Raw genomic sequence first — 14,124 nt, forward strand, 5'->3', positions numbered from 1 at the left:
TTTATTTTTTGAGGTAGTTAATCCGCTCAAAGCGCCATTTGGAAACCAACCCTCTAATATAGAGGACACCAAAAATAGGTGCACCTCAACATTACAACGGGCTAAACACACTCTTGTTCATTTTGTCGAACCCGAGCCGCGAGTTGGCGATATTGATCGGCGATGGTCTCTCCAAAAACAGGGTCATCTTCCGGTTGAAGCCATTGAGACTCCACTTCTTGCCAATCTTTCACCGTGAACGCCTCAACAATCATGGGTAGCACATGCTTCTCTTCATATTCCATGTGCTTTCGCTGAGCCTTAACAAACGCTTCAAGCTGCTCAATAAAGACTTGCTGAGGAACCACCGCATCTTGAAGGATCATATCGACCAAACCTAAAAAGTCCGCCGTTTTCTCAGAAAGCAATTGATGCTCTAACTCCAAGTCTTCAATCGCTTGCTCGCTGCCATATTGCTTAAGATAGTAGCGATAAATGACGTCTTCTTTAGGGTGATGCACTTTGTCTGAATGGTTCATAAGGTAATGAACCACCTCTGCGATCAGGCTATAGTTTATTTCTCGCTCCTGTTTCAGAAACTCTAACTTACTGTTGAGTATCGCGAGTAAACGAGCCATATAGCCATGCTCTCGTCTTATCCTTTCAATCATCATAGTATTGCACTCCATTACACCTACTATTTATAAGTGTATACGAATATGCTGATTTATGATTTGACCCTGCTCAGAAAACCACCAACCTACACTTCTGTTGGTAAACGCCAGTCAATAGGTTGTTGATCCATAGAAGAAAGCAGCTTGTTGGTTGTAGAGAAATGCTGACAACCGAAGAATCCACGGCGTGCCGATAATGGCGATGGGTGAGGTGCAACCAACACATGATGCTTGTCGTCATCAATCGCTTGACCTTTCTTCTGGGCGTGTGCGCCCCACAACAAAAAGATGATCGGTTCAGAGCGCTGATTGAGCTCAGCAATAATGGCATCGGTAAAGGTTTCCCAGCCACACTTAGCATGTGAGTGTGCTTTTGCCTCTTCGACTGTAAGGACTGTGTTCAACATCAACACCCCTTGCGATGCCCAAGAATCGAGATAACCATGACTAGGAATCTCAAAGCCCTCTATATCTTGTGCAAGCTCTTTGTACATATTGCGTAGAGAAGGTGGGATTTTCACACCAGGAAGCACTGAGAATGCTAAGCCGTGAGCTTGGTTAGCACCGTGATAAGGATCTTGCCCTAAGATAACCACTCGCACGGATTCGAAAGGCGTCATATCAAAGGCACTGAACACCTGTTCTTGTGGCGGGTAGACGGTTTTACCACTATTACGTTGCTGTTCAACAAACGCGAGGACACTCTGAAAGTACTCTTTATCACGTTCATCATTAATAATGGATTCCCAAGTCTTTGGTGCGGTCATCGTTTTACTTCCCAATCATCAAGGTTTCTAGCGGCTTTCGCCAGACAAAAAAATAGCTGTATCGGCTAACTGTCCTAAATAAGGCTCTAGTTATACCTCATACAGCTATCAATAAACATGATGTGTAGGGTTCACTTGTTGATGAATCATAATAATCAGTTCAAGTTGTGCTTATCTCGATTAACCACTTTTCTGCTGTGTACGATGGTGGCCGTGGTTATGCACGTGACGGTTTGGTGTAGGTAAACGGCGTGCGACAGCAATAGTTGAAGTTTGGGTGATTGAATACATAAAGGCACCTCCTCTAAGACATCGTGAACTACATATTCACTTTAATACTATGAAAGAAAGGTGCCAATTTTTAGAAATAGACGGAAATAAATTTCCCCCTCTATTATTACGCTTGTTCGCTCGCTAGCGTTGCTGAGCGATGAAACATTCTAAGTTGTTGAATTTCCTCTTTCCAGATCGTCGAATCAATGGTTTCCAAGATAAGAGGGATACCATTAAAGCGAGAATCAGAGGCAATATACTCAAAACAATCCCAGCCAATTTCGCCTTTTCCTAAAGAATGGTGTCGATCGACTCGGCTCGCGAACTCAGCTTTTGAATCATTGATGTGCATTGCTCTTAGATAGTGCATACCCACGATGCGGTCGAACTCAGCAAAAGTATGCTCACACGCCTCTTTTGTACGTAAGTCATAGCCAGCAGTAAACGTATGGCAGGTGTCTAAGCACACACCAACACGTGACTTATCTTCTACCTGTTCGATAATCTCTGCTAGATGTTCAAACTTCCAACCCAGATTAGTGCCCTGCCCAGACGTATTCTCGATCACTGCGATTACGTCAGGTACCGCTTGATGAGCTAGGTTGATCGATTCAGCGATCTTCGCCAAACATTCGCTTTCTGAGATTTTCTTTAAATGACTCCCAGGATGAAAATTCAAAAGCGTTAGTCCAAGTTGATTACAACGCTCCATTTCATCAATAAAAGCCGCGCGTGATTTCTCTAGCTTCTCTTCTTCTGGCGCTCCTAGGTTAATAAGGTAGGAGTCATGAGGAAGAATGTGCTCAGCACCGTAGCCCAACATTTTGCAATTGGCTTTAAAGGCACTAATGGTTTTCGCTTCTAGTGGTTTTGCCGCCCACTGTCTCTGGTTCTTGGTAAACAGTGCAAACGCATTGGCACCTATTTCACGTGCACGCATAGGCGCCTGATCAACACCACCAGCAGCCGACACATGAGCGCCAATAAACTTAATATTTGTTTCCGGTTTTGAGGATGAATTATTGTTTGTCATTAAATCACTTTACACTTTCAGAATGCTTAATAAATAAAGGGTCGTATCGGTTGTAGTTCAATAAAAACACAACAAATGTAGTAAACTTACAACAAATATGGCTGTTAAATATTTTTTATACTTTAAAATATTTTGTAATTACTTTGTTTTCAAAGGTTTTATTGATTTACCTCAATATAATCACCTTTGTAAAAATATGGTTTTTGGTTGTTTTTTGACTTAAATCAATGTTAACCTTACTAATATTAGGTATACATTACCCAGCTCAATAAAAATCGAAAGTTAACACCATAATCAAACCACATTCAGTGGACTAGGAGATAGTTATGATCCAAGGTATTCAAATTACTAAAGCAGCAAACGATGACCTACTAAACTCAATCTGGCTACTAGATAGCGAGAAGAATGAAGCTCGTTGTGTTGTTGCTACTGCAGGTTTCGAAGCTGACCAAGTTATCTCAGCTGCAGACCTAGGCGAGTACGAAAGCCGTGAAGTTGCAATCGAAGCAGCACCACGCATCGAAGGTGGCCAACACCTAAACGTTAACGTTCTTAAGCGTGAAACGCTAGAAGATGCAGTTGCTCACCCAGAGAACTACCCACAGCTAACTATCCGTGTATCGGGTTACGCTGTACGTTTCAACTCTCTAACAACTGAACAGCAACGTGACGTTATCGCACGTACGTTCACTGAGTCTCTATAATTTTTAGAGCTTAAATTAGAATACAAAAACGGCGCTCATTGAGCGCCGTTTTTATTTGTTCGAAAAACAAATGGACGTTACGGTTGAACTCGACGAAGCACAGCTTTTAGCGCTTCAAAATCGTTATCAAGATCTTCAGACAACAATTCCATCGCCGCGTGTTTTGCTAGCGGGCCAGGCAGTTCGATATCAGAACCTAGGATGTCATCAACCACTTCTTTGAATTTCGCTGGGTGTGCTGTACACAGGAACAAGCCAGTTTCGTTCTCTTGCAGTTGCTCTTCCAGTAGACGGTAAGCAATCGCACCATGTGGTTCACATAGGTAACCTTGTGCTTTTAGGTCGCGAACTGACTCAGCGCTCTGCTCGTCAGATACTTTACCTTTGCCTAGTGTATCTAAGCCCCAACCTTTCAGTTGGCAAAGCTCTTCGATACGAGGCCAGTTGTTTGGTTGGCTTACGTCCATCGCGTTCGATGTTGTCGCAACAGTCGGTTTTGGATCCCATTGACCTGTTTCTAGGTAACGAGGAACAGTGTCATTTTCGTTAGTTGCTGCGATAAAACGCTTAACAGGTAGACCTAGCGCTTTAGCCAATAGACCAGCCGTTAGGTTACCAAAGTTACCACTTGGTACAGAGATAACGAGGTTTTCACGTTGCTCTTTAGTCAGCTGAGAAGCCGCCTCAAAGTAGTAACAGATCTGAGCCATTAAACGGCTGATGTTGATCGAGTTTGCCGAATTAAGACCGATCTCTTTACGCAGTTCAGCGTCATCAAATGAGTCTTTAACTAGAGCCTGACACGCATCAAAGTCACCATCAATCGCCACAGTGTGGATGTTCTTGCCAAGCGTACAGAACAGCTTCTCTTGCAGTGGGCTGATCTTGCCTTTCGGGTAAAGAATCACAACATTGATGTCTTCCATGCCGTAGAAAGCATGCGCAACCGCCGCACCAGTATCACCTGATGTTGCCGTTAAGATAGTGATTTGACCACCATCAGAAACAGCTGCTAAAGATTGAGCCATAAAGCGGCCACCGAAATCTTTAAACGCCAGTGTTGGACCGTGGAAAAGCTCAAGCGCGTAAACGCCGTCTTTTACTTGGTTGATTGGTGCAGGGAATTGGAACGCTGCATCCACCATTTGGTCGATCTGTTCTTTTGGTAATTCATCACCAATCAATGCTGACAGAATCTTTGAGCTACGAGGGACAAAGTCCTCTGCTAGCAGAGCATCGATATCATCAAACTTTGGCAGTTCAGATGGGAAAAATAGACCTTGATTACGGCCTAAGCCTTGACGAACGGCTTGGCCAAAAGAGACTTGTTCATCATTTTCTTTGATGTTGTACAGTTTCATAACTCACTTCCTGTAACGATCGAACCCTGCTTATCTAGGCGACAAACGTGAACGAATCCTTCTTCATTTTGTACGTAATTTTGTTCTAACCAGCGTGCAACACGCTCGGCGACATCTTGTTCTTTGCAAATGCTAAATAGAGTTGGACCACTACCAGAAATACCAGTAGCCAGTGCCCCAGCTGACAGCGCGTATTTACGAGCATCAGCAAACCCTGGAAGCAGTTTCTCACGATATGGTTCAGCGATCACGTCTTTGATCATCTTCGCCGCCAGTTCAGGTTGACCTGAATGACACGCGTGGATAAAGCCCGCTAAGTGACGACCATGAGCAATAATATCCTGACGACGATATTGAGATGGTAGGATCTCTCTCGCTTCAGCCGTTGAAACCTTAATACCCGGATAAGCCATTACCCAGTACCAGTCGTCAAAACACGGTACTTCTTGGCTGATGATGCCTAGCTCTTCAAGCATGAGCTGCACACCACCAAGGTAACATGGCGCAACGTTATCGTAGTGGATACCACCTGAAATCTTGCCTTCCATTTCACCCATCAGAGCAAGCAGTTCAGTTTCATTCAGGGGCTGACCGTGAAAACGGTTTAGCGCATCCAGTGCCGCGACGATTGAACATGCACTAGAACCCAAACCTGAACCGATAGGCATGTTCTTTTCTAGTGTCATTTCTAAAGGCTTTAGCGTAACGCCTTTTTTATCAAGCTCTCTCGAGAACACCACCCAGCAGTCGTAAACGATGTTTTCTTTTGCTTCAGTTGGCAGCTTAGAAACAAAGCTGCCTGCAGTTTTAAGTGAGAATGGTTCATCACCGGCTTTAACCATAACTCGGTCACCTAGCAGCGTGCCATCCACTGGAGACACAGCGGCCCCCAGCACATCAAACCCTACACTGACATTACCGATTGATGCAGGAGCATAAACGACAACATCCATATCACTTGAACTCATTCTTAAACTCCTAATTTCCAACCAAGAGTACGCATCACATCAGAGAATACGCCAGCAGCTGTTACTTCAGTACCCGCGCCGTAGCCACGCAGTACTAGAGGGATTGGTTGGTAGTAACGGCTGTAGAATGCTAATGCGTTCTCGCCATCTTTAATCTTGAACATTGGGTCGTCGCCATCAACAGCAGCGATACGAACCTTACACTTACCTTCAGCGATTTCACCCACATAACGAAGTACTTTACCTTCTTCTGCTGCGATAGCTGACTGCTCTTTGAAGTAAGCATCCGCTTCTGGTAGGCGAGCCATGAACTCTTCAACCGTACCTGAATCATCAAAACCCGGTGGCAGAGCTTGGTCTACTTCAACATCTTCAAGTTCAAGCGCCATGCCTGCTTCACGAGCAAGAATAAGCAACTTACGCGCCACATCCATACCAGATAGATCATCTCGAGGATCCGGTTCAGTGAAGCCGTTATCTTTTGCAATATTGGTTGCCTGGCTCAGTGTCATACCTTCATCAAGCTTGCCGAAGATGTAAGACAGTGAACCTGAAAGAATGCCGTTGAACTTCTCAAGTTCATCACCTGCAGAGATAAGGTTCTGTAGGTTTTCGATGACCGGTAGACCTGCACCTACTGTTGTCTCGTACATCAGCTTACGACGTGAGTTGCGTGCAACTTCACGAAGCTGATGGTAGTAAGCCATGCTTGCGGTGTTTGCTTTCTTGTTTGGTGTTACTACGTGGAAACCAGCCGCTAGGAAATCAGCGTACTGCGCCGCAATACCTTCGCTAGACGTACAATCAACCAATACTGGGTTGATGATGTGGTTACGTTGAACCAAAGCCGCTAAACGCGCTAGGCTGAACTCTTCAGTCGCACTCGACATACGGTCACGCCACTGCTCTAACGGTAGACCATCGCTGTCTAGCAACAAACCTTTACTGTTTGCTAAACCACATACGCGAATCACGATGCCTTTTTCAGCCAGTTTGCCTTGCTGACGTTGGATCTGGTCAACAAGCTCGCCACCAACACCGCCGACACCCACAACGAATACATCTAGGAAGTGCTTAGAGTTAAATAGGTTCTCGTGACACGCTTTGATTGCTTCAGAGATTTTGTCTTCAGGGATAACCGCTGAAATAGCGCGCTCTGAAGAACCTTGAGCAATAGCAACAATGTTGACGTTCACTTCAGCTAAAGAAGAGAAGAACTGAGATGCTACGCCACGTGAAGTGCGCATACCGTCACCCACCAGCGTTACAATCGCAACGTCATCCATGAACTCAACCGGCTCTAACAGGCCATCTTTAAGTTCAAGTTCAAACGCGTCTGACAACACTTGTTTCGCTTTCACCTTATCAGCCGATTCAATACAGAAGCTGATGCTGTACTCAGAAGAAGATTGAGTAATAAGGACAATAGAAACGCCAGCAGAAGACATCGCGCCGAATACACGACTCGCCATACCTACCATGCCCTTCATGCCTGGGCCTGATACGTTAACCATGGTTAGGTCACTTAGCGTCGTAATACCTTTGATTGCTAGGTTATCTTCGCCAGTGTCTTGGCCAATCAAAGTACCTGCGCCTTGTGGGTTGAAGCTGTTTTTGATCAGACAAGGAATGTGGAATTGCGCAATAGGAGCAATGGTTTTCGGGTGTAGAACCGAAGCACCAAAGTAAGAAAGCTCCATCGCCTCTTGGTAGCTAAGAGACTTGAGCAGACGAGCATCATCAACTAAGCGTGGGTCACAGTTGTAAACGCCATCGACATCAGTCCAGATTTCACAGCAATCAGCACGTAGACACGCCGCTAACACAGCCGCTGAGTAGTCAGAACCATTACGACCTAGTGTGACTAGCTCACCTTTTTCATTACCCGCAGTAAAGCCAGGCATGATGTTAACGTGACCTTTAGGAAGTGGAGATTGTTGGAAGTTCTGAGTAGAGACATCCACATCGACCATAGCTTCAAGGTGATCGCCTTTAGCGTATAGGTATTGGACAGGGTCAATCAGGCTTGCTGGTTGGCCTTTCGCTTCCAGTACCGCTTTCATTAACTGGATAGAGATTCGCTCACCTTTACTGATGATGCGAGCATTAACGTGGTTCGGGCACATACCAAGTAGGTTGATGCCATTCACGAACTGCTTTAGCTGAGCAAGAGAGGTATCCACCTGCTCTTGAAACGCGGCACCATCGATAGAAGGCACGACCGCTTTGATCTCTGCAAACAGTGTGTTAAATGAAGATTCGATCTCTGTAATCTGTGCGTCAGCTTCACCATTTTTCAGTGCAGCTTCAATAACAGCGACCAACTTATTGGTTGTTTTTCCTGGAGCCGATAGTACAACGGCTAGCTCTTCTTGCTGGGCATTATTAGCGATGATATCAGCCGCTCGTAAAAAACGATCTGCATCAGCTAATGATGAACCTCCAAACTTTAAAACGCGCATCCCTTTCTCCATAAGTCATAAAAATGGTACAAAAAAAGGCCTGTATCTTGTTGGATACAGGCCTTTTTTTTAAAATCCGTTACTTAGCAGCCTGCCCCAACAATGTTAATGTCGGTAATAATAATGGTTGTGGTCATTACTAGGTGGCTTACGTGCTGCATATCAAATTCTCTGCTTGTGCTTTACTCTACGTGTATCAATTTTTACCACTGGACGTCAATGAAAAGTTGCGTTTTTTTTACATTCGCACCGTTTTTCAGAGCAAACCGTCATTTAAGGGATAAAACACCCTGTATAAACCTTCACTTAAGATACTGGATTTGCTCATTGAACAGGCAAGAGTGATCAATTGCATATATAGTCATAACAAAATGCTATATCGATTGTGCAGCGAACGTACAAGTTCTGTGCTTTAATTGAACGATAACGTTCGAAGAACAATAATAATGACATCAGGAGTGGGAAATGAAGAGATTACTTATTCTTTTGGCTTTTGCTATGCCTGTTGTTTGTTCAGCGAATAGCTTGCCTCTACTACCCAGCCAGATCGATAGTTCTTCTCATAAATTCTTTATCTCCACACAAAACGCGTCGAGTGAAAGCTTCGATACTTGGAAGATAGACAGTGGCTACTCTTATAGCTTGTTTTCAGATGTGGATCTTTACGTCGGTACACGTATCAATAGTGCGGCACTGAAACAGGAAAGTGGATTCTTGAGTGGTGTCAGTTATCAGTTCTCAGAAAGAGTCTCTTTTAACAGTTCTCTACACACCTATAAAGACGAGACCGAAGACAATGAGAAATCGGTAGCCGCAGAGGTTTCCAGCCGAGTGCAACTAACAGATAACCTAGATTTGCATGCCACCCTTGATTATGAAGAGTGGCAGCAAGGTGTTGAAGTGGGACTAGGGTTTCGCTTTTAGTCTCTTTAGCTTGTTCTTTATTAACAGATTAGTGCGGATTGAGATCCAAACTTTTAGTACATCACAAACCATTCCCCGTTCTAATCTATCAACGGCATTCAATTTGAGTCAGTTACGATTCAATTAACAGCTCAGATGAAATTAACACGCCATTCCAATCGGCATAAATATAGTCACCAGGCTGAATCAGTTGATTATGTATAGAGAGTGTCACATTCACTTGGCCGACACCGCGTTTCTCTGTTTTGAATGGCGATGCACCTAACGCCTGAACGCCAAGGTCCATTTGCGACATCATGCCTACATCACGCACCGCACCGTTTACAATCACGCCTTCCCAACCGTTTTCTATCGCGAGAATAGCGAGTTGATCGCCAAGCAGCGCCTTCTGGCATGAGCCATTTCCGTCAACGACAAGCACTTTGCCACAGCCGTCGGTCTCTAAAACCTCGCGAACCTTGGAATTATCGTGATAACAACGAACTGTTACAATTTTTCCAAAGAACGCACCACGTTGGCCGAAGTTCTGCAATGGCATGTTCAGTAGGGTGACTTCGCTTTCAAACTCATCACACAAGTCGGGTGTTATATCGTGCATATATCCTCCGTGAGTAAGGCGTTACCGGTTATGTCAGGCTAGCCTCTATGCTTTTATATGTTATTAAAATTAATCCTTTGTTTTCATTGTTCTATGCTCAATTTATTACTCAATAAAAGTTGATTGAGCATATTTATCTACTAGACTCTTAAGACAGCTTTCAGCTTCCTTGGTTCATAATCCGGTCTTTAGCAGGCAAGATGTGCGAAGCATCTCGAATAATCATTCTTGTTTTGGTGCTAAATAGTCACCATAACATTGGTTAAGTTGTAGCCATACTATTAAAGTTTGTTGCGATACGGCAATTGATGTAAATCAACAAAGTGAATGGAATTAACATTCTCGCGTTGTTAGCATGCTGTTAACATTATAGAATCCACTCCAATCACTAAAAGAATGATTGAAAGGCGTACTGGATCTACGTTATTGGGCAATACTTCAAGGAAGGCAGATAGCTGGAAGTAAGTGTTTTTTTGAAAACTTTAAGTTATCATCAAAAATACATTACCTGTATGTTATGTTTTTGCCTAGAATTTATTCTATTAGCACAGTTTCGTCACAAATTTAGGTACCGCCAAATGCAAACCCCGCAGATTCTTATCGTTGAAGATGAGCAAGTAACTCGTAACACTCTAAAGAGTATTTTTGAAGCAGAGGGATATGCTGTTTTTGAGGCTAGCGACGGTGAAGAGATGCACCAAGTGCTATCTGACAACCAAGTTAACCTTGTAATTATGGACATCAACCTTCCAGGTAAGAATGGCCTACTACTTGCGCGTGAACTACGTGAGCAAGCAAATGTAGCGCTTATGTTCTTAACGGGTCGTGATAATGAAGTTGATAAGATCCTTGGCCTAGAGATCGGCGCTGATGACTACATCACTAAGCCTTTCAACCCTCGTGAACTGACTATCCGTGCACGCAACCTTCTTAACCGTTCAATGAGCACAAGCTCTGTTCAAGAAGAAAAGCGTAGCGTTGAGAAGTACGAGTTCAATGGTTGGGTACTAGACATCAACAGTCGTTCTCTGGTTAGCCCAGATGGCGAAGGCTACAAGCTACCTCGTTCAGAGTTCCGTGCTCTACTTCACTTCTGTGAGAACCCAGGTAAGATCCAAACACGTGCAGACCTTCTTAAGAAGATGACTGGCCGTGAGCTTAAGCCACACGATCGTACTGTAGACGTAACAATCCGTCGTATTCGTAAGCACTTTGAATCTGTTTCTGGTACGCCAGAAATCATCGCAACGATTCACGGTGAAGGCTACCGCTTTTGTGGTGACCTAGAAGACTAATTCGATTCGCGCCTCTTACCATTTAGCACTACTCACCAGTAAGTGTTTTGAACACTAGAAGCGTCATCAATAGTTATTAAAAAGGGAGAATGCCAACGCATTCTCCCTTTTTTATTGTTCTTAATTGGATAAGATTTTAGTAAACCGTATCCACCTTAACGTCTTTCTCTACTAACCACTTCACGGTTTCGCCATCTTTAAGTTCCACCGCCACATCAACAGGCTTGTCACTGTCGATTTCTAGCTGCCATACAAACGCGACTTCCCATTGAGTTTCACTGTGTGTTCTTAAATCAAGATCGTCAGCCGTTACCAACAAGGTGTCTGCACCCTGTTTAACCGTAACACTTTCAACCGCAAGCGTTGCTGGCAGTTGTGAGTCTGACTCTAGGTAGATAGCACCATGTAGGGTCTTATCTTGAGTCTCGCCAATCGTTGGCATCTTGTTGTGCCAAAGGTTGCTTTTCATGGTAACTGTTGCTGCAGATACTTCGACTTGATTATCTTGCTGCCATTCTACTTGTGGCGCAGAACAACCCGCTAATGCCACTACACATGCGGCGAATGCTAATTTTTTCATTATTCTTCTACCTTTGATTTAACCAACTCTTTAAAACTTCAATGTCATTCTGGTATTCGTTATTTATCTCATCAACCCAATCTGAAATGTTCTCCCACCACGCAGGCAAATCTGGAGATTGAGCTTTCTGGGCAACTTGTTGGATGCGTTTCAGACCAATAGAACCTGCAGCACCTTTAATCTTATGTGCCTCAGAAACGATACTGGCTTTATCTTTCGCGACCATGTTGGAGTTCAATATTTCCATATACTCCGGCATCATATCTTCGAACATCGCGATGCTATCCAAAACCGGTTTCGGTCCAACAATATCAACATAAGACTCTAGCATATCAATATCAAGCAAAGTGGTATCAATTTCTGAAAGAACAGGCTTACTCGCGTCGACTTTATCAATGCTCTCAACCTTATCGGTGCCCGCTACCTTCTCAATTACCTCTGGTGCATCTTCGATAAGTTCACTGATGACATCTTGGATAGCTCGAACCGACAAAGGTTTACTGATCGCTTCGTCCATGCCTTTCTGGAAGTACTCTTGCTTGTTGTTTAATACGTTCGCAGTTAACGCCACCAAAGGCGGTAGCTGGCTGTATTTCTCGCGGTAGTATTGAGCAATATCGAAACCCGTCATATCTGGCAGTTGGATATCCAACAACACCAAATCATAGTCTTCAGGATTGAAAGCAATTTGCGCCTCTTTACCCGTCATCACGACTGTCACTTCATGGCCAAGGCTTTCAAGTAGAGAGCGAGCCACTGTGATATTGAGTTCAATGTCTTCGACCATAAAGATCTTAAGATTCGACTGTTTTCTTGGCGTTTTGATCAGAGCCTGAGTATCGTGATTCACTGGAACTCGAATCGAAACCGTAAAGGTACTGCCAAAGCCCTCTTCACTGATGACTTCAATGTGGCCATCCATCATATTAATCAGCTGTTGAGAGACAGCGAGACCAATACCCGTGCCGACAGCGTGCAAGTTGTCCGTGCCCGATTTCACCTGATAGTACATCGCGAAGATCTTCTCGATTTCACTTTCAGGGATACCAATACCAGTATCTTCCACTTCCATCGTAATGTTGGCAAAGTCACCATCAATGTCGGCGCTGACTGTCATCACCACTCCACCATCTTTGGTGAACTTCATCGCGTTACTAACAAGGTTCCACAGTACCTGTCTAAGACGAGTACCATCCACCTCAACAGCAGCTGGAAGATCAGACAATCTTTCTAGATCGAACCTTAACCCTTTCTGCTCAGCCATCAACGCAGAGATACTTTCGATCTCGACAACGAAATCTTCAAAGTTAATAGGCGTAGGGAAGAGTTCAAGCTTACGGCGGTCGAACTTATCCATATCAATAATATCGTTGAAGATATTACCCAGTGTCACCGCGCTCACCTTGATGGTTTGCATCTGCTTGCGCTGTTCGGTGGTCAGTTGGCTATCAAGCAGCATGCGGCTCAAGCCAATGATGCCGTTGAGCGGCGTTCTTAACTCGTGGCTAATAGTTGAGATAAAGGTGGTCTTATCGCGGCTGGCTTTTTCTAACGACTCTTGATGCTCTTTACGTTCAGTAATATCGCGGCCAAAACCAACCAAGCCCAAGTGACGACCATCTTTGCTGTAGAAAGGCACTTTACGCAGTTCGAAGTAACTCTTGCGGCCATCTGGGTATTCAAGCCATTGGTCATAAGTCAGTGCTTGGTTGTCAGCAAATACTTTCTTATCGGTTTCAACAACTTGCTGAGCGACCTCTTTACTGTAAACATCCCAAGGAGTTAAACCAACTAGCTCTTTTTCTGTTTTACCAGTGAGCTCTTCAACCGCACGGTTACAACCAGAGAACACACCATCTTCATTACGGTAGTAAATAAGGTCAGGCGAGGCATCGATAAACGAGCGTAACAGTGCAGTACGTTCTGCGAGTTCAAGCTGAGTACGCTCGCGCTGGAACACCTCGTTTTCGAGATCTTGCATTGCTTCTGCGCGCGCTTCTTCCGCTTTTTCACGCTCTTCAATTTCTTGATTAAGCTTCTCGATATTGAGCTGCATTTTATTGTTGAGTTCTTGGTCTCGCTCACGCATGTCGCCAAGTTTAGAGACCAATTTCGCTAACCTTTGACGTGATTCTTCCAACTGGTCCACGACCACTGACAGAAAATAAACCGCCCAAGGCGTGATCACTAAACCGAAGAAAACTGAACGGACAATGTCGATGTCATCAACATTGCCTTTGAGTGCAAGGGTGATACCGACTTGCACAACAACAGCGAGGGCAACAAGCGCTAGGGCGAGTAAGATAGAAAAGCGGACAATCCCCAGTTTTACGAGTAGATCCACGTAATACTGGGCAAGATTTTTCATGGGTTTCATTTAGCGCTCCATGCGATAAGACTAGCAACATTCTACCCTGTTTGAAGATGGGAGGTAAGCTAGCTACATCACACGCAGCAAGTGTTCAGCGGTAATTTCGAAGGTTAATTAACCAATACAAATACTAAC

General features: G+C 44.3%; 12 protein-coding genes, 1 pseudogene and 1 other annotated feature. Of the genes and pseudogenes, 4 read left to right on the forward strand and 9 right to left on the reverse strand.

Annotation, left to right across the window (positions count from 1 at the left end):
• Nucleotides 1–101 precede the first annotated feature (101 nt).
• From AB6D93_RS12985 to nfo, 3 genes are all read right to left on the reverse strand, one after another.
• Nucleotides 102–653, reverse strand: a complete 552-nt coding sequence (locus AB6D93_RS12985) for a hemerythrin domain-containing protein (RefSeq protein ID WP_017070073.1) — start codon at nt 651–653, stop codon at nt 102–104.
• 86 nt (nt 654–739) lie between these two features.
• Nucleotides 740–1,420: a uracil-DNA glycosylase gene (gene ung, locus AB6D93_RS12990; RefSeq protein WP_017059317.1), complete on the reverse strand. Its 681-nt coding sequence runs from the start codon at nt 1,418–1,420 to the stop codon at nt 740–742.
• A 397-nt stretch (nt 1,421–1,817) separates the two neighbouring features.
• Nucleotides 1,818–2,726 (reverse strand): deoxyribonuclease IV, encoded by a 909-nt coding sequence (gene nfo / locus AB6D93_RS12995; protein WP_102319761.1) that lies wholly within the window; start codon nt 2,724–2,726, stop codon nt 1,818–1,820.
• Between the two features lie 326 nt (nt 2,727–3,052).
• On the opposite strand from nfo, the gene grcA reads away from it, so the two are divergent.
• Complete coding sequence (gene grcA / locus AB6D93_RS13000) at nt 3,053–3,430, forward strand: autonomous glycyl radical cofactor GrcA (protein ID WP_017059315.1); 378 nt, start codon at nt 3,053–3,055, stop codon at nt 3,428–3,430.
• A gap of 77 nt (nt 3,431–3,507) precedes the next feature.
• Here grcA and thrC read toward each other — a convergent pair whose 3' ends face one another.
• Genes thrC through thrA form a run of 3 tightly spaced genes read right to left on the reverse strand, consistent with a single transcriptional unit; the run spans nt 3,508 to nt 8,221 of the window.
• Nucleotides 3,508–4,791 (reverse strand): threonine synthase, encoded by a 1,284-nt coding sequence (gene thrC / locus AB6D93_RS13005; protein ID WP_017059314.1) that lies wholly within the window; start codon nt 4,789–4,791, stop codon nt 3,508–3,510.
• Nucleotides 4,788–5,744 carry a homoserine kinase gene (thrB, locus tag AB6D93_RS13010; RefSeq protein WP_032545653.1) on the reverse strand — a complete coding sequence of 319 codons (957 nt, stop codon included), beginning with the start codon at nt 5,742–5,744 and terminating at the stop codon, nt 4,788–4,790. The genes thrC and thrB overlap by 4 nt, the downstream gene beginning before the upstream one ends.
• 17 nt (nt 5,745–5,761) lie before the next feature.
• Complete coding sequence (gene thrA / locus AB6D93_RS13015) at nt 5,762–8,221, reverse strand: bifunctional aspartate kinase/homoserine dehydrogenase I (RefSeq protein ID WP_017059312.1); 2,460 nt, start codon at nt 8,219–8,221, stop codon at nt 5,762–5,764.
• Between the two features lie 29 nt (nt 8,222–8,250).
• Nucleotides 8,251–8,369 (reverse strand) — a sequence feature (Thr leader region).
• Nucleotides 8,370–8,686: 317 nt separating this feature from the next.
• On the opposite strand from thrA, the gene AB6D93_RS13020 reads away from it, so the two are divergent.
• Nucleotides 8,687–9,145, forward strand: coding sequence for a hypothetical protein (locus tag AB6D93_RS13020; RefSeq protein WP_017070076.1), 459 nt, complete (start codon nt 8,687–8,689; stop codon nt 9,143–9,145).
• A 112-nt stretch (nt 9,146–9,257) separates the two neighbouring features.
• Here the strand turns inward: AB6D93_RS13020 and AB6D93_RS13025 are convergent, their stop codons facing one another.
• Complete coding sequence (locus AB6D93_RS13025; protein WP_017059310.1) at nt 9,258–9,743, reverse strand: putative 4-hydroxy-4-methyl-2-oxoglutarate aldolase; 486 nt, start codon at nt 9,741–9,743, stop codon at nt 9,258–9,260.
• Nucleotides 9,744–9,790: 47 nt separating this feature from the next.
• Between AB6D93_RS13025 and AB6D93_RS13030 the strand changes: the two are divergent.
• A pseudogene (locus AB6D93_RS13030) lies at nt 9,791–9,892 on the forward strand (ribonuclease activity regulator protein RraA); the annotation flags it as partial.
• Between the two features lie 429 nt (nt 9,893–10,321).
• Entirely contained in the window at nt 10,322–11,038 is a 717-nt protein-coding gene (gene arcA / locus AB6D93_RS13035) for a two-component system response regulator ArcA (RefSeq protein WP_004741534.1), read from the forward strand.
• 136 nt (nt 11,039–11,174) lie between these two features.
• Here arcA and AB6D93_RS13040 read toward each other — a convergent pair whose 3' ends face one another.
• On the reverse strand, nt 11,175–11,618 hold the full coding sequence (locus AB6D93_RS13040; RefSeq protein WP_017062884.1) for a hypothetical protein: 444 nt from the start codon (nt 11,616–11,618) through the stop codon (nt 11,175–11,177).
• A gap of 7 nt (nt 11,619–11,625) precedes the next feature.
• Complete coding sequence (gene arcB, locus AB6D93_RS13045; RefSeq protein ID WP_017062885.1) at nt 11,626–13,995, reverse strand: aerobic respiration two-component sensor histidine kinase ArcB; 2,370 nt, start codon at nt 13,993–13,995, stop codon at nt 11,626–11,628.
• Between the last annotated feature and the right edge of the window lie 129 nt (nt 13,996–14,124).

It is taken from the genome of Vibrio sp. 10N.247.310.23, assembly GCF_041467155.1.
Lineage (GTDB): Bacteria > Pseudomonadota > Gammaproteobacteria > Enterobacterales > Vibrionaceae > Vibrio > Vibrio crassostreae_C.